Raw genomic sequence first — 16,222 nt, 5'->3', positions numbered from 1 at the left:
CGCTTACATCTCCTCTGGGGCGCTGACCCCCATAAGATCAAGGCCGTTGCGAAGTACTTGCTTGGTCGCTAGGCCAAGGGCTAAGCGTGTATTACGTAGGGTATCGTCTTCAACCATGACTTTAACGGCGTTGTAGCACGTGTGGAAATCACCTGAAAGATCCAATAGATACTGAGCAACCTGCTGGGGCTCGCGATTTTTAGCTGCGTTCTCAACCACTTCTGGGTAGCGCGCCAACCGATTAAGCACGGCTTTTTCCTGGTCGCTATCGAGCAGCGCGAGGTTAGCTAGAGCAACGCCGTGGTTGAATGGCTGGTCTGCATCTTCGGCTTTGCGCAGCATGCTGGATACCCGCGCATGGGCATATTGAATGTAATAAACAGGGTTATCGTTCGACTGCGAGCGTGCCAAGTCGATATCAAAGGTAAGCTGCGAATCCGCTCGGCGGGCCGCTAGGAAGAAGCGGGTAGCATCACGGCCAACTTCATCAATCAGGTCGCGCACGGTGACATAGCTGCCAGCACGTTTGGAAAGTTTTACCTCTACGCCTGAGCGGGTCACCATCACCATTTGGTGCAGAACGTAGTCGGGCCAGCCTTTTGGAATGCCGACTTCCAGTGCCTGCAAGCCTGCACGAACACGGGTAACCGTGGAGTGGTGGTCAGCACCTTGCTCATTAATCACGGTTTTAAAGCCGCGTTGCCACTTATTAAGGTGGTAGGCCACATCAGGCAAGAAGTAGGTGTAGCCACCTTCCCGTTTGCGCATCACGCGGTCTTTGTCATCGCCAAAGTCAGTGGTGCGTAGCCACATGGCACCATCCTCTTCGTACGTATGGCCATTCGCAACGAGCTTCTCAACGGTCGCGTCTACTTTGCCGTCTTGATAAAGCGATGACTCAAGGAAGTAGACGTCAAACTCAACGCCAAATGCTTTCAGGTCTAAATCCTGTTCTCGGCGTAGCCAAGCGACAGCGAAAGCCTGAATGGCATCCAGGTCATTAGCATCTGCTTTAGCGGTGACTTCACGGTCATCGGCTGCCACCGTTTTGCCTGCCATGTAGTCATTAGCCACATCAACGATGTACTCGCCGCGGTAGCCGTCTTCTGGCCAGCTGGGATCATCTGGCCCAAGGCCCTTGGCGCGAGCTTGAACAGAAAGCGCCAGGTTTTTGATCTGGGCGCCGGCATCGTTGTAATAAAACTCGCGAGTCACATCGTAGCCGGTGGCTTCTAACAGGCGGCAAATACAGTCGCCTATTGCTGCGCCACGGCCATGGCCAACATGAAGAGGTCCTGTTGGGTTGGCAGAAACAAACTCTACCTGGACTTTCTCGCCCTTGCCAATCAGGCTGCGGCCAAAGGCATCGCCGCTATCGAGCACCTGAGCAACAATTTGAGCGGCCGCATCCGTGGCAGCAAAAAAATTAATAAACCCGGGGCCAGCGATCTCGGTTTTTTGAATTGCATCGCTCGCGGGGAGGGCGGCTACCAGTAGATCGGCTAGCTCGCGAGGCTTCTTTGCTGCGGGCTTTGCCAGCATAAGGGCTAGATTGGTGGCGTAGTCGCCGTGCGCTTTATCTTTAGTGGGGTCAACTTTAATCGTCGGCTGTAGATCGTCGGGCAGCACGCCTTGGTGCTTAAGCGCGTCAATCGCGCCTTCTAGCAAAGTAACAATTGTGTCTTTCATTTAAATATCCGAATGTCGTCAGTGGCGGCGTGTGCATGCGCTCATGTTAGGCAGCGGCAAAACGGTCATTATCGGCAATTGGCGCGCAGTTTCAAAGCCGTATTACGTTACAGGGCGAGCCAATGGTCCACGATATACCTATCTCTACGCGAGACTCTACGCGAGACTCTACGCGAGAGTTTGCGGGTCAATGTCGATTGACCAACGGACTTTGCGCGCCTCACGATTGGCCTCTAGCCACTGTACCAGCCAGTTAGCAGCAGTATGGCGCTGGCTACGTTTGTCCGCTGCCAGCATGATGTGTACATGATAACGGTTTTGACGGCGCTCCATGGGCGCTGGAACGGGGCCTAAGCAGCGCACTGGTAGTTTTACCATTGTTAACCATTGGCGAAGTGCTTGAGCAGCCTGCTGACCCAAAGCAAGGGCAGCTTCTTCATGAGGGCTTTCAATGCGTAGCAATGCCATAAAGCAAAAAGGTGGCAGCATAGCGAGGCGGCGCTCTTCCAAAAGGCTGCGGGCGAGTGCGCTATAACCATGCTCTGCAAGTTGGCCCAGATGCGGGTCATCTGGGTGTAGTGTTTGTACCAGAACCCGCCCCGGGTGAGCGGCACGCCCTGCGCGACCAGCGACTTGCTCCAGCAACTGCGCGCTGTGTTCCAGCGCGCGAAAATCAGCAGCGTAAAGTCCACCGTCGGCATTAACGACGACGACCAGTGTGACATGGGGTAGGTGATGACCTTTCGCCAGCATCTGTGTGCCAACGAGTAAGCATGGCTCGCCTCGCTGAATCTCTTTGAGAATCTGCTCAAAACTCTCTTTTTTGCGCGTACTGTCGCGATCAATACGGTGAACGGTTACGTTTGGGAACAAGCCTTGCAGCGTTTCTTCGGTTCTTTCGGTGCCGCTGCCCAGGGCGCGTAGGTCACCGCTGCCACACTCGGGGCAAGCGTCTGGTAGCGCGCGCCGACTATCGCAATGGTGGCAGGCCAAGAGTGGGGGCTGTCGGTGCAGCGTCATGCGTGAGTCGCACTGCCCGCACTCGGCGATCCACCCGCAGCTATGGCAAGCCAGCGTTGGTGCGAACCCCCGTCGGTTAATAAAAACGAGCGCCTGCTTGCCTACTTTTAAGGTGTTTTTGATAGCAGCGATAGCGCCAGGCAGGAGCCCACCCTGGCGACGCTGATGACGTAGGTCAATCAATTCAAGTTTGGCAGGCGGATGCTGGCTGGGACGCTGGGTGAGGCGCAGATGGCGGTAATGGCCGGAAAGCGCTTGCTGCAAGCTCTCAAAAGAAGGCGTTGCACTGCCTAGCAGTAGGGGAATGTTGTGGTAGTGAGCCCTGGCAACGGCTAAGTCTCGAGCGTGGTAGCGAAGCCCGTCGTGCTGTTTATAGGAGCCATCATGCTCTTCGTCAACGATAATGGCCCCTGGGTTTTTGAGTGGAGTGAAAATAGCCGAGCGGGTGCCGATAATCACCAGCGCGCGGCCATTAGCAGCGGCTTCCCACACATCCAGGCGCTCCAGGTCGGTAAGCCCCGAGTGTAGCGCCACAACCGGTACTCTGAAGCGGCTCTTAAAACGCGCTAGGGTCTGAGGAGTAAGGCCTATTTCAGGCACCAGTACCAGAGACTGCTTGCCCTTCGCGGCGAGGGCTTCAATTAGCTGAAGATAAATTTCGGTTTTACCACTTCCGGTCACACCTTCAAGTAAGCAAGGATGGTAGCTTTCGAGTTTTTCATGCAATACGGCAAGTGCCGATGCCTGCTCTCTGTTCAGCGGAAGTGATGGCGAGGCAAGTAAGTTACCGCCTGCGAGAGGTGTTGCGGTTAGTGTGGTTTCCTGGGAGCGGGCGAAGCCCTTTTTTTGCAAGGCTAGAAGCTGCTCACGGGTGAAGCCGTGAGCAGTGACTGCTCGGGCAGCCAGCCCATGTGGGTGTTGACGGAGCAGGGCATACAGCTCGGCTTGCTTTGGTGCTCGTTGAAGCGGCAGTTCATCCCCGGGTGATAGCGGTAGCCAAAGGGTTTGCGTTCGTCCTCCCATTGGATGACCCTGGCGCATCCGAGCGGGCATGGCCAGCTGCATCGTGTCGCCTAAGCTGTGCTGATAATAACGGGCTGCGAAATGGCATAGCCACTGCCAGTCGTTGGGCAGGGGGGCGTCGTCGAGCACCTCACTAATAGCGCGCAGTTTTCCCTGAGGCAATTCGCTGCCATTGGCAAGTTCTGCCACCACGCCGACCACTTCTCTGCGGCCAAAGGGGACGCGCACTCTAAGGCCTATCTGCCAGCCGCAAGCGGGTGGTTGGCGTGTTGGTAAATAGTCAAATAAACGCCGCAGTGGTGATGGTAGAGCGACTTTTAGCACTTGAAAAGGTACTGAAAACTCGCCTTGAGGGCGTGTCTGGTTAGAAACAGAGTCGGGCAATTGGCCTCCGGCGTTTAGTTTGCTAGAATGCGCGGCCGCTCTGAATCTATAGGATGGAGCGGTTAACCGGTTAGCAGTTTTTTCAAACCCGTATGCGGTGCCTGGCAACGGATCAGGTGGCGGCATACAGCTCATGAGGCTCAAGATGAAACAAGGTATCCACCCGAATTACAACACGGTCACCGCTAGCTGTTCTTGCGGGGCAAGCTTCCAGGTCGGTTCTACCTCTGGTCAGGACTTCTCTTTGGACGTGTGCTCCAACTGCCACCCGTTCTACACTGGTAAGCAGAAGCAAGCGACCACTGGTGGCCGTGTAGAGCGCTTTAACAAGCGTTTCGGCGCTGCCGTTAAGCGCGGCTAATCCTAACGGATTTGCGCTGCTGCAAACACACAATGTGTTTGCAATATAAGCCCACGCTACGGCGTGGGCTTTTTATTTTTAGCGATACTCATGTCTCCCTTCTTTTTTAATAGGCCTTTTGACGGCTTATTTGCCGAGCAATGATGCATCCATAGATGCTTCTTACAGGCACTTTGCTCAGATGCTTTAAATGGGTGCTTTTTCACAGGTGCTTTCTTACTAGGGGCTTTTGCAGAGGGTGGCCTTTGGAAAAGTTAGCTTTTTATCTTTTCAAATGGAATTAATTTCCATAAAATGCCGCATTGCATCAATAAGCAAACCTTTATGGCTGATGTGCTTACGCATAAGTTTCAGTAAATAGTGTTGAAAAGTTACGAACATGTTGGAAATGGTGTTAAAACGAGTGTTTTCCTGCAAAGTTTACTACGTGCTTGAGACGCATGGGTTTTTTCTATATTCTGGAGTGACTTTTCTACTTTAGGCTGATTGGACCTTGACCATGATGGATGCAAATAAGCAAGCGGCTTTGGATTATCACGCTAAACCGATTCCCGGTAAGCTATCTGTGGAGTTAACCAAACCCACGGCTACCGCGCGTGATCTGGCGCTGGCGTATAGCCCTGGCGTTGCTGAGCCGGTCCGCGAAATCGCTCGTGAGGCGGAAAATGCGTATCGCTACACTGGTAAAGGGAATCTGGTCGCTGTCATTTCTGACGGAACTGCCATTCTAGGCCTTGGCAACCTTGGTCCATTGGCTAGTAAGCCCGTTATGGAAGGCAAGGGCGTTCTCTTTAAGTGTTTTGCAGGCATTAATTCAGTCGATATTGAAGTGGATGCTGAAAGCCCTAAGGCGTTCATCGATACGGTGGCGCGAATTGCGGACACATGGGGCGGCATTAATCTGGAAGATATTAAAGCACCCGAGTGCTTTGAAATCGAAAAAGCCTTGATTGATCGCTGCAATATTCCTGTATTTCACGATGATCAGCATGGTACGGCCATTGTGACCGCTGCCGGTATGCTTAATGCGCTGGATATTGCAAATAAGCGTATTGAAGATGTGAAGATTGTTTGCATGGGCGCGGGAGCCGCGGCGATTGCCTGTATGCGTTTGCTAGTGTCTTGTGGCGCTAGTAAAGAGAATTTAGTGATGCTTGACCGTCGTGGTGTTATTCACACCGATCGCGATGGCATTAACGAGTATAAGGCTGAGTTCGCCCGACATACTGATATGCGCACGCTAGACGATGCCATCGACGGTGCTGATGTGTTTATTGGTCTTTCTGGCCCCGGGCTGCTTTCTGCCGAGCAAGTGAAAAAAATGGCCGCAGATCCGGTTATTTTCGCCTGTACTAACCCAGACCCGGAAATTCATCCGGCTGTGGCCCGCGAGGCACGCCCTGATGTGATCATGGCCACTGGCCGTTCGGACTTCCCGAATCAGGTAAATAACGTATTGGGTTTCCCGTTTATTTTCCGAGGTGCTTTGGATGTTCGGGCGACACGCATCAATGAAGCCATGAAGCTTGCAGCGGTCCACGCTCTGAAGGATCTAGCCCGAGAGCCGGTTCCTCAAGAAGTGTTAGACGCCTACGAGCGCACTGAAATGAGCTTTGGGCGTGAGTACATTATCCCGACACCGGTCGATATTCGCCTGCTAGACCGAGTTTCTTCAGCGGTGGCTCAGGCGGCTGTAGACTCAGGTGTGGCGCGTAAGCCTTATCCGGCGCACTATCCGCTCAAAACTATTAATGACGTTTACGGTGCATAAACTTTTCATGGCACGTTGATGTTCTCCGACGCCCGCTTATCGCGGGCGTCGGTGTTTTTGCGTACCGGTTTATTGATTGCGGTTTAGTGCTGTTGCGGGTAACGCACCAGCCCTTCTTGAGCGGTAGAGGCCACTAAGCGACCATCGCGACGATAAATATGACCGCGTGCTAAACCGCGGGCACCGCCAGCCCAGGGGGAGTCAATCACGTAAAGTAACCAGTCATCCAGACGAGTATCTTCGTGTAGCCACAGCGCATGATCCAGGCTGGCGATGCGCAGTTTAGGATCGGTAAACTTGATACTGTGGGGAACCAGTCCGGTCGTTAGTAGGTTGAAGTCCGATGCGTAGGAAAGCAGGTGGCGATGCAGGGCTGGATCATCGGGCAGCGTTCCGCCCGCTAGGCGAAACCATAGGCACTGACCGGCAGGCAATGCATTGTCTGGATTGCCTTTTAAATGTAGAAACTCGATAGGATGGCCTGGGAAACGTGCATGTTTAACATCCCCGCTTTCGATTAACGCTTCTGGCGTAGGCACGTGGGGCATGACACGCTGGTGGCTAATGCTCTCTTCGGCGCTTTGAAACGAAGCGCTACAGAAGAAGATCGGGCGCCCTTTTTGAATAGCGGTAACGCGTCGAGTAGTAAAGCTACCACCGTCGCGAATGGTGTCTACTTGGTAGACGACTGGTCGGTGAGGGTCGCCGGGACGCAGAAAATAGCCATGCTGTGAGTGTGGGCGGCGATCATCGGGCACGGTGCGGGCCGCTGCTGCTAATGCTTGGCCTAATACCTGGCCGCCGTAGAGTTGTGGGAAGCCGAGGTCTTGGCTTTGGCCACGAAATAGCGTCTCTTCAAGTGTTTCCAGCTCTAGTAAGCTTACCAGTAACTTCAGCGCATCGTTCATTCTCGGTATCCTTAGTGCTGTCCGTTTGGCCGCTAATGTCTGCCAGGGTGTCTATGCGGCTATGGCACAATTAAAACGATCGTTTTGCTACCTTAGCGGAGTTTGCCTTGATACGCAGCGACGAATTTTACATGCACCGAGCGCTTGACCAGGCGCACCTTGCCTTTGCAGAGGGCGAGGTGCCAGTGGGGGCCGTAGTGGTGGATGCTTTGGGATCTATTATAGGAGCAGGGCGAAACTCACCGGTAGCGAGTTGCGACCCCAGCGGTCACGCGGAAATTCGCGCGCTAAGAGAGGCGGGTCAGCAGGTAGGCAACTATCGCTTAGAGGGCTGCACACTATTTGTGACGCTGGAGCCGTGCATGATGTGTGCGGGTGCCATGGTCCACGCTCGCTTAACACGCTTGGTGTATGGTGCGGCAGAGCCGCGAACGGGAATGGTTGAATCAAAAGCCAACCTGCTTGCGCAGCCGTGGTTCAATCATCAAGTGGTAGTTACCAGTGGCGTTCTGGCTGCGCCAGCAAAAAAGCTGTTAAAACAGTTTTTTGCCTCGAAGCGCTAACTTGCTGCCATCGTCAACGAGTGGCGGTATTGGTGTTAGCAGCTGATCGTTATTCCACGGGTGGAATAATATCAAAGAGTAGCAAAGGCTCATCGCTAACGAGCGTTTGTTCCAACTGGAAAAACTGCTGGCGACTGCGTTCGACATACTCAATCATCTCGTAGTAGCGGCGAATGTTGCGCACATAGATCACAGGCTCTCCACCGCGTGCATAGCCATGGCGAGTCTGGCTGTGCCATTCCCGCTGCTGGAGTAACGGTAGCGCTGCGCGGACATCTTGCCAGCTGTCTGGATTGCCGCCGCGCATTTCGGTGATCTTGCGGGCATCGTATAGGTGCCCAAGTCCCACGTTATAGGCTGCCATCGCCATGTAGAGTCGGTCATTGCCGACAATGCTCTCTGGCAGGCGATCTTTAATACTACGTAAATAACGGGCGCCACCATCAATGCTTTGGGCTGGGTTAGTACGGTCAGCTACGCCCATCTCGCTGGCGGTTGGGTTGGTGAGCATCATCAAGCCACGCACCCCGGTGGGAGAAACAGCATCAGGGTCCCAGTGAGATTCCTGATAGCCCACAGCAGCCAATAGTTTCCAGTCAAACCCCGTGTCTCGGGCGGCCTTTTTGAAAAGTTCGGTGTAGGTTGGCAGTCGTTCATCAAGATGGGCTAAAAACGTACGCGTTCCCACGTACTCCAAATAATCGTCATGGCCAAAATAGCGGCTGACGAGCTGCTCCAGCGTGCCATTTTCCTGTAGTTCTTGAAGAAACTGATTGGCAGCTTCTAATAGTCCCAGCCCGCGCCCACTGGGAACCGCCCAGGCTAATGATAGCGGCTCTCCCAAAAAGAAACCGCGCTCGACGTTAGGGAAAAAGAGCCGGTTGAGACGAAACTGATGATCAAAAATAATCGCGGCATCCAGCGTGCCGTTTTCCACCCGTGCTAGCAGTTCTGCTACTTCAAGCTCATGGGACTCTTTCCAGCTTAAGCTTGGGTAGTCGCTCTGAAGGGCGAGAAGTGCTTGGCTGGTGCCTGCTTCGCTAAGCGTGCCTAGCTCTAAACCGACTAAATTTTTTGGCTCGTTAATGCCGTTTAAGCCGCGACGATAAACCACCAGTGGCTGCATCTGGATAATTGAACGGGTGTAATGAATGCTGGGTGAGTCGGGCAGTAAGGGCAGTGCGGCGGCGCCTAGGTCGCCTTGACCTCGCACTGCAGGCAATACGCTTTCAGGGTGGTGGCTTGCATTGAGATTTAAGCTAACCCCCAGATAGTCAGCAAACCTATGCATCAGTTCATATTCAAAGCCTGTGGGGCCTTGGCGCCCTTCATAGTAAGTGGTAGGTGTGTTGCGGGTATGAATAGTAATAAAATCTTTCGCGATGATATGAGCGAGATGCTCACCTTGCGGTATCGGCGTGGCGCGCGGAATTAACGCTAAGAAAAGCGTAACAAATACTGCAAAATAGGCGCGATAACGCGCTATAAAATGTCGGCAAATCAACGTCAGCATGGCGTCTTGTCGGCATGAAACAAGCTGCCACGATACCCAGCCTGAGAGAAGCTGTCACCTTGTTGATTTCGTGTGGCCGCCGCTTTCCAGTATCATAGCCCCCATTAGTGTCATTAAAGAGGGCCGCGCTGCGGCTCATTGATATCCCGCACGAACTCTTCCTGCTTTAGAGGCTCCCAGATATGCTCGAACTGCGAGGCGCACCCGCCCTTTCTGCCTTCCGCCATGAACGGCTGTTAACGGTGTTGCGTGAACGTGTTCCTGAGGTGGAGGCGCTGTCCGCCCATTACATCCACTTCATAGACCACCGCGAGACACTGGATGCTGCTGCTCAGGAGCGTTTGGCCAAGCTGCTTGATTATGGCAGCCACGCGAGCCAAGACACTTCTGAAAACGCCCAGCGCTTCCTGGTTGTGCCACGTTTAGGCACCCAGTCGCCATGGTCTTCTAAAGCAACTGATATTGCTCATAACTGTGGGCTGCACCAGATTGATCGCATCGAACGCGGTGTTGATTATCGGGTGGCGTTGAGCGGCACACCCAGCGCTGAGAACCTGGACGCGATCGGAGCACTGCTTCACGACCGCATGACCGAAAACGTGCTGGCTGACGTTGCTGACGCGGTTAAGCTGTTTGCTCATCACACCCCTGCACCACTGGGCAGTGTCGATATCTTGGAGGGCGGCCGCGAAGCGTTGGCGACAGCCAACCGAGAGTTAGGGCTGGCGCTTGCCGACGATGAAATCGACTATCTGGTGGCAGCGTTTATTGAGCTTGGCCGCAATCCTAGTGATGTTGAGCTGATGATGTTTGCCCAGGCGAACTCGGAGCACTGCCGCCACAAAATCTTCAACGCGGACTGGGTTATTGATGGCGAAGCCCAGAGTCACTCGTTGTTCAAGATGGTTAAGAATACCTTTGCGACCTCGCCGGATAACGTGCTGTCGGCCTATAGCGACAACGCTGCGGTCATTAAAGGTAGCCAGGGGGGGCGCTTCTTCCCCACGCCGCTGACTGGCGCTGAGGGAGAGCGGGCTAGCTACGACGCACACCAAGAGCCCATTCACATTCTGATGAAGGTGGAAACCCACAACCACCCTACAGCGATTGCACCATTCCCAGGCGCGGCGACGGGTTCTGGCGGTGAAATACGTGATGAGGGGGCGACCGGTATCGGCGGTAAGCCGAAAGCGGGTCTGTCAGGCTTTACTGTTTCCAATTTGCGCATTCCAGAGTTCGTGCAACCTTGGGAAGCCTTTGACTACGGCAAACCCGAGCGTATGCAGTCGGCGCTGCAAATTATGCTGGACGGCCCCATCGGTGGTGCGGCGTTTAATAATGAATTTGGCCGTCCTAATCTGACGGGCTACTTCCGTACCTATGAGCAGGATACGTTGAGCGACGATGGTATCGAGCGTCGCGGCTTCCACAAGCCGATTATGCTTGCCGGTGGTTATGGCAACATTCGTGCCCACCATGTGCAAAAAGGTGAGATTCCCGTTGGTGGCAAGCTCATCGTGATGGGCGGCCCGGCCATGTTGATTGGCCTGGGCGGTGGTGCAGCGTCTAGCATGGCGTCAGGCGAGTCTAGCGCGGACTTGGATTTTGCCTCAGTGCAGCGGGAAAACCCGGAAATTGAACGTCGCGCTCAGGAGGTCATCGACCGCTGTTGGGCGTTGGGCGATAAAAACCCGATTCGCTTTATTCACGATGTAGGTGCAGGCGGACTTTCTAACGCCCTGCCGGAGCTAGTTAAAGACGGTAATCGCGGTGGTCTGTTTGACTTACGTGCGGTGCCTAACGCCGAGCCGGGAATGAGCCCGCTGGAAATTTGGTGTAACGAAGCCCAAGAGCGTTATGTGCTGGCTGTTGCTCCTGACGATCTGGCTACCTTTGATGCATTGTGTAAGCGCGAGCGCTGCCCCTATGCGGTGGTAGGCGAGGCCATGGAGCATCACCACCTGGAAGTTCGTGACGGCCATTTTGATACCAAGCCGGTCGATCTTCCGATGAGCGTGTTATTTGGCAAACCGCCGAAGATGACGCGTTCGTTTGAGCGTCAAACTCTAGAGCTTTCTGGCGTCATGCTCGACAACCTTGATCTGCGCGAAGCGATGGATCGAGTGTTGCGCCTGCCGACTGTGGCATCGAAGGGCTTTTTGATTACCATTGGCGACCGATCAATTACTGGTCAAGTCGCTCGTGACCAAATGGTTGGCCCTTGGCAAGTGCCGGTGGCCGACGTTGCCGTGACCACCGCTAGCTTCGACACCCACGCAGGTGAAGCCATGGCAATGGGCGAGCGCCCGCCAGTGGCGCTGATTAACCCCGCTGCAAGCGCCCGTCTGGCCGTTGCCGAAGCGATTACGAACTTAGCCGCGGCGCCGATTGCCAAATTGTCAGATATTAAGCTTTCAGCGAACTGGATGAGCGCCGCTGACCATCCTGGTGAAAATCAAGCGCTTTATGACGCCGTGCATGCGGTAGGCATGGAGCTGTGCCCAGCACTCGGCATTGCCATTCCGGTCGGCAAGGACTCCATGTCCATGCGCACCGCCTGGCAGGAAGGCGGCAGTTCGGACGAAAACAGTACGGGCAAAAACAGTGCCGACGAAAAGAGCATTACATCGCCGCTTTCGCTGGTGGTGACTGGGTTTGCGCCGGTGACCGATGCAATGGCGACGCTGACACCGCAAATCAATCTGGAGCAGGATGAGTCTGACCTGATTCTGATCGACTTGGGTAATGGCCAAAACCGCCTAGGTGGCTCTGCGCTGGCGCAAGTCTATGGTCAAGTCGGTAACGAGTGTCCCGATGTTGATGACCCAGAAGACTTGAAGGCGTTTTTTGAGGTTATTCAGGGGCTCAACCGTGACGGCAAACTGCTGGCCTATCACGATCGCAGCGATGGCGGCCTGCTGGTCACATTGTTGGAAATGGCGTTTGCTGCCCATGCAGGCCTTGAGATCAAGCTGGACTGGCTGATTGATGAGCCGGTGGAAGCGTTCAATGCACTGTTTTCAGAAGAACTGGGTGCAGTGATTCAAGTAAACCGAGAACACACTGAAGAGGTGCTCACTCAGTTTGCTGTTGCAGGTATCGAAACATGCGGTGTTATTGCGCGTCCCCGTTATGACGACCAGGTGCGGGTAACGCTGTTTGAAGAGCCGCTGTTGGAAACCACACGCCAGCTGACTCAGCGCACCTGGGCGGAAACCAGTTACCGCATGCAGGCGCTGCGTGATAACCCCGAATGCGCTAAGAACGAATTCGATAACCTGCTGGATGTTCGTGATCCTGGCCTAAGCGCCGCGCCTAGCTTTGATATCAACGATGATATCAGCGCGCCGTTTATCAACACTGCCAAGCCTGCTGTTGCCGTGCTGCGCGAACAAGGTGTTAATGGTCAGGTCGAGATGGCTTGGGCATTCCATAAAGCGGGCTTTGACGCAGTGGATGTGCACATGAGTGACATCCTGGAAGGGCGTGTTTCCCTTGATGAGTTCAAAGGGCTAGTCGCCTGCGGTGGTTTCTCTTACGGCGACGTGCTGGGGGCTGGCGGCGGTTGGGCGAAGTCGGTGCTATTCAATGAGCGTGCCCGTGAGCAGTTTGCCAACTTCTTCATCCGTGATGACAGCTTCTCGCTGGGCGTGTGCAATGGTTGTCAGATGCTCTCGCAGCTAAAGACACTGATTCCGGGGGCTGAAAGCTGGCCTGCGTTTGAGCGTAACGAGTCTGAGCAGTTCGAAGCACGTGTGGCGATGGTGCGGGTAGAGAAAAGCCCGTCGATTCTGCTGGCGGGCATGGAAGGTTCTAAGTTGCCGATTGCTGTGGCTCACGGCGAAGGACGTGCTGAGTTCCGTGATACCGCGCATCTGCGCAGTATGCAGTCCAGCAGCCAGATAGCGCTGCGTTATATCGACAACTATGGTCAAGTAACAACCCGCTACCCAGCTAACCCTAACGGCTCGCCGTCAGGAATCACCGGCCTCACCACACCGGATGGCCGTGTAACCATTATGATGCCTCACCCAGAGCGGGTGACTCGCGCGGTCACCAACTCCTGGCGTCCGGCCGAATGGACTGAGGATGGCGCTTGGCTGCGCTTATTCCGTAACGCCCGTGTATGGCTGGGCTGATACGCCCTGCCATGCTAAAGAAAAGCGGCCTGCGGGCCGCTTTTTTCCTGTGGTGAAGAAGTGATCTTGGTGGTGGTTGCGATAGAATTAAACGTGTGTTTGAAAATGCTTCGTCTTCGCGCCACACTCAGTTCACAAGCGCGTTTATCACTTCATAAGCGGACTACTTCACAAGCTCAGCTATCGCCCATCGATGGCGAGCCAAAGGAACTTTCTGGGAGCTCGAATGCATCACAACCTCAATGAACGTGTAACGCTGTCCTTCACCGATCACGTGGCTGAGGTCATGTTGTCGCGACCCGAACATCATAACGGCCTGGATTGGGCCATGATCGATGGCCTGCTGGCAGCTCAGCAGCATCTGCCCCAGCTTGCTGGGCTGCGGGCGGTGGTTTTAACCGGTGATGGTGACAGCTTTTGCGCGGGGCTCGATATGGCGTCGATCATGAGCGAGGCGGAACGATTGCCCACTCTGCTGGCACCCGACGAAGCGGGTATCAACCCGGTTCAGCGCTTGGCTTTAGGTTGGCGCGAGGCGGGCGTTCCCGTGGTGGCTGCTCTGCACGGGCATGTTTACGGCGGCGGCTTGCAGATAGCCTTGGGCGCCGATATCCGCATTCTCCACCCCCGCGCACGTCTGGCGCTGCTTGAGATCGACTGGGGGATCATCCCCGATATGGCCATTAGCGTGACTGGAGCGGGGCTGCGTCAGGATGTGCTCCAAGAACTGGCGATAAGCGGGCGCAAGGTGTCAGGTGAAGAGGCTTATCAGTTGGGCCTAGGTAGCCGCCTGAGCGATACGCCCCAGGAAGTCGCCCGAGAAACCGCAGCGCTCATTGCCGCACGCTCACCTCAAGCCGTCGCTGCTGCTCGGGAACTGTTTGCTCGTGGTCCGGATTTGGCTCCTCGCGATCGACTAGCGCTCGAAGCGCTTTTGCAGCAGCAGCTTTTAGCCGGTGCCGAGCATCGAGAAGTGGTAAGCGCACGAATGGAGCGTCGCGTCCCGAGTTTCGACTGAGATGCAACGATTCAGCCCTTCCACTGCGCCTGTTTCTGGCACACCACCTCGTTTGCGCCCCTACCAGACGGAGGCGGTAAAGCGTGTGGTGGGCCACTTCCGTGCAAGCAGCGCGCCTGCGGTGGTGGTACTGCCCACGGGTAGCGGTAAATCGCTAGTGATTGCGGAGCTTGCCAGGCTAGCCCGTGGCCGTGTGCTGGTGCTGGCCCACGTGCGTGAGCTGGTCGAGCAAAATCATGCCAAGTACCAAGCCTACGGGCTTGAGGCAGATATTTTTAGCGCGGGCCTCAAGCGTAAAGAAGCCAGCCGACAAGTGGTATTTGGCTCGGTGCAATCAGTGGTGCGTAATCTGGAGCGCTTCAGTGACGCTAGTTTTACGTTATTGGTGATTGATGAATGCCACCGGGTATCGCTGGAAAAAGATGCCAGCTATCGCCAAGTGATTGAGCATCTTCAGCGTCAAAACCCGCAACTTAAAATTCTCGGCTTAACCGCTACGCCGTTTCGATTAGGGCAGGGGTTTATCTACCACCGCCATCACCATGGCATGGTGCGCGGCGATGAAGCGTGCTTCTTTGCCGATTGCGTTTTTGAACAGCCGCTACGATTAATGGTGAAACAAGGTTTTTTGGCGGAGCCTAAGCGTCTGGATATGGCCATCGTAGGCTACGACTTTTCCGCGTTGGCCCCTGCATCTAGCGGTCTATTTCGTGAAGAAGAGCTCAATCGTGTCGTTGCTGGTAGCCGCGCTACGCCAAGAATTATTCAGCAGGTGGTTGAGTACGCTGAAGAACGGCAAGGGGTAATGATTTTTGCCGCAACGGTCGCTCATGCTGAAGAAATTATTAGCTACTTACCTAGGAACCAAGCGGCGCTGATTACCGGTGCGACGGCCTCACAGGAGCGTACTTCTCTTATTGAAGCGTTCAAAGCGCGTGAGCTTAAATTTCTGGTCAACGTCGCCGTGCTGACGACTGGGTTTGATGCACCTCATGTTGATTTAATTGCTATTCTGCGTCCCACAGAATCGGTGAGCCTTTACCAGCAGATTGTTGGTCGAGGGCTGCGTTTATCACCGGGTAAAACCAACTGCCTGGTGCTGGATTTCGCCGGCAATCCCTGGGACCTTTATGCGCCCGAAGTCGGCGAGCCAAAACCGGATAGCAACAGCGAACCGGTCCAGGTTGAGTGTCCGGCGTGTGGCCATGCCAATCTGTTCTGGGGTAAACGAGATGGAGAGCTGGTGATTGAGCATTTTGGCCGTCGTTGCCAGGGGCTGGTAGATAATCCCAATCCTTCTGTGAAGCCGGGCAAGGGCAGGCAGAGCACCGATCAAAAGCAGTGTGATTTTCGTTTTCGCTTTAAGGTCTGCGAGCAATGTGGTGCTGAAAATGATATTGCCGCCCGCCGCTGTCACGGCTGCGAGCAACTGCTGGTAGATGCTGACGATAAACTCAAAGATGCGCTTAAATTAAAAGATGCCAAAGTGCTGCGAGTCAGCGGTATGCAATTAGAGGCCACGACCAACGGGCGGGGGCTGCCACGTCTAAAAGTGACCTATTACGATGAAGATGGCGCGAGCTTGGCGGAGTGGTTTGCGTTGGAAACACCTGCTCAGCGGCGTGCATTTTATGCTGTTTTTTTACGCAATCACCTGCGTGCCCCAGGCGCTAAGTGGCAGCCTGCTTCCCCGGCAGAGGTGGTCGAAGAGCAGCGCCGCCTACGTCATCCCGATTTTGTTGTAGGTCGTAAAGTCGGACGGCACTGGAAGCTTCGCGATAAGCTGTTTGACTACCAAGGGCGTTATCGCAAGGCGGCTGAGGCAGGCTAGCG

The 16,222-nt window shown here is 54.8% G+C and carries 10 protein-coding genes; 6 read left to right on the top strand and 4 right to left on the bottom strand.

The window, feature by feature from the left end; all coding sequences use genetic code 11:
- Positions 1 to 3 precede the first annotated feature (3 nt).
- A complete protein-coding gene (gene argS / locus B6A39_RS15115; protein WP_083006996.1) occupies positions 4 to 1,689 on the bottom strand; it encodes an arginine--tRNA ligase in 1,686 nt (561 codons plus the stop codon).
- 168 nt (positions 1,690 to 1,857) lie between these two features.
- Positions 1,858 to 4,242 (bottom strand): primosomal protein N', encoded by a 2,385-nt coding sequence (locus B6A39_RS15110; protein WP_083006994.1) that lies wholly within the window; start codon positions 4,240 to 4,242, stop codon positions 1,858 to 1,860.
- A 19-nt stretch (positions 4,243 to 4,261) separates the two neighbouring features.
- Between B6A39_RS15110 and rpmE the strand changes: the two genes are divergently transcribed.
- Positions 4,262 to 4,477 (top strand): 50S ribosomal protein L31, encoded by a 216-nt coding sequence (gene rpmE, locus B6A39_RS15105; RefSeq protein WP_009724828.1) that lies wholly within the window; start codon positions 4,262 to 4,264, stop codon positions 4,475 to 4,477.
- A 499-nt stretch (positions 4,478 to 4,976) separates the two neighbouring features.
- Positions 4,977 to 6,248 (top strand): malic enzyme-like NAD(P)-binding protein, encoded by a 1,272-nt coding sequence (locus tag B6A39_RS15100; protein WP_083006993.1) that lies wholly within the window; start codon positions 4,977 to 4,979, stop codon positions 6,246 to 6,248.
- An 83-nt stretch (positions 6,249 to 6,331) separates the two neighbouring features.
- Here B6A39_RS15100 and B6A39_RS15095 read toward each other — a convergent pair whose 3' ends face one another.
- Positions 6,332 to 7,156, bottom strand: coding sequence for an acyl-CoA thioesterase (locus B6A39_RS15095; protein WP_083006991.1), 825 nt, complete (start codon positions 7,154 to 7,156; stop codon positions 6,332 to 6,334).
- Between the two features lie 110 nt (positions 7,157 to 7,266).
- Here B6A39_RS15095 and tadA point away from each other — a divergent pair, with 110 nt between their 5' ends.
- Positions 7,267 to 7,719 carry a tRNA adenosine(34) deaminase TadA gene (gene tadA / locus B6A39_RS15090; RefSeq protein WP_269747995.1) on the top strand — a complete coding sequence of 151 codons (453 nt, stop codon included), beginning with the start codon at positions 7,267 to 7,269 and terminating at the stop codon, positions 7,717 to 7,719.
- Positions 7,720 to 7,768: 49 nt separating this feature from the next.
- On the opposite strand, the gene mltF is transcribed toward tadA, so the two are convergent.
- Complete coding sequence (mltF, locus tag B6A39_RS15085) at positions 7,769 to 9,232, bottom strand: membrane-bound lytic murein transglycosylase MltF (protein ID WP_083006988.1); 1,464 nt, start codon at positions 9,230 to 9,232, stop codon at positions 7,769 to 7,771.
- Between the two features lie 182 nt (positions 9,233 to 9,414).
- Between mltF and purL the strand changes: the two genes are divergently transcribed.
- The 3 genes from purL (at position 9,415) to B6A39_RS15070 (ending at position 16,220) form a co-directional block, all read left to right on the top strand.
- A complete protein-coding gene (gene purL / locus B6A39_RS15080; protein ID WP_083006987.1) occupies positions 9,415 to 13,371 on the top strand; it encodes a phosphoribosylformylglycinamidine synthase in 3,957 nt (1,318 codons plus the stop codon).
- Between the two features lie 226 nt (positions 13,372 to 13,597).
- The gene (locus B6A39_RS15075; RefSeq protein WP_083006985.1) at positions 13,598 to 14,389 is read left to right on the top strand and encodes a crotonase/enoyl-CoA hydratase family protein; all 792 of its coding nucleotides are present in this window, start codon (positions 13,598 to 13,600) and stop codon (positions 14,387 to 14,389) included.
- A gap of 1 nt (position 14,390) precedes the next feature.
- Positions 14,391 to 16,220 carry a DEAD/DEAH box helicase gene (locus B6A39_RS15070; protein WP_083006984.1) on the top strand — a complete coding sequence of 610 codons (1,830 nt, stop codon included), beginning with the start codon at positions 14,391 to 14,393 and terminating at the stop codon, positions 16,218 to 16,220.
- Positions 16,221 to 16,222: the final 2 nt, after the last annotated feature.

Origin of the sequence: Halomonas sp. GT (genome assembly GCF_002082565.1) — a bacterium.
In the GTDB taxonomy this organism is placed as follows: Bacteria; Pseudomonadota; Gammaproteobacteria; order Pseudomonadales; family Halomonadaceae; genus Vreelandella.
The sequence above is the reverse complement of the archived record's forward strand: the minus strand, read 5'-3'. Positions and strand labels throughout refer to the sequence as shown.

What these genes read in the sequence shown, in the direction of transcription:
- argS (WP_083006996.1), bottom strand. Translation starts at nt 1,689, where the DNA reads ATGAAAGACACAATTGTTACTTTGCTAGAAGGCGCGATTGACGCGCTT.
- B6A39_RS15110 (WP_083006994.1), bottom strand. Translation starts at nt 4,242, where the DNA reads ATGCCGCCACCTGATCCGTTGCCAGGCACCGCATACGGGTTTGAAAAA.
- rpmE (WP_009724828.1), top strand. Translation starts at nt 4,262, where the DNA reads ATGAAACAAGGTATCCACCCGAATTACAACACGGTCACCGCTAGCTGT.
- B6A39_RS15100 (WP_083006993.1), top strand. Translation starts at nt 4,977, where the DNA reads ATGATGGATGCAAATAAGCAAGCGGCTTTGGATTATCACGCTAAACCG.
- B6A39_RS15095 (WP_083006991.1), bottom strand. Translation starts at nt 7,156, where the DNA reads ATGAACGATGCGCTGAAGTTACTGGTAAGCTTACTAGAGCTGGAAACA.
- mltF (WP_083006988.1), bottom strand. Translation starts at nt 9,232, where the DNA reads ATGCTGACGTTGATTTGCCGACATTTTATAGCGCGTTATCGCGCCTAT.
- purL (WP_083006987.1), top strand. Translation starts at nt 9,415, where the DNA reads ATGCTCGAACTGCGAGGCGCACCCGCCCTTTCTGCCTTCCGCCATGAA.
- B6A39_RS15075 (WP_083006985.1), top strand. Translation starts at nt 13,598, where the DNA reads ATGCATCACAACCTCAATGAACGTGTAACGCTGTCCTTCACCGATCAC.
- B6A39_RS15070 (WP_083006984.1), top strand. Translation starts at nt 14,391, where the DNA reads ATGCAACGATTCAGCCCTTCCACTGCGCCTGTTTCTGGCACACCACCT.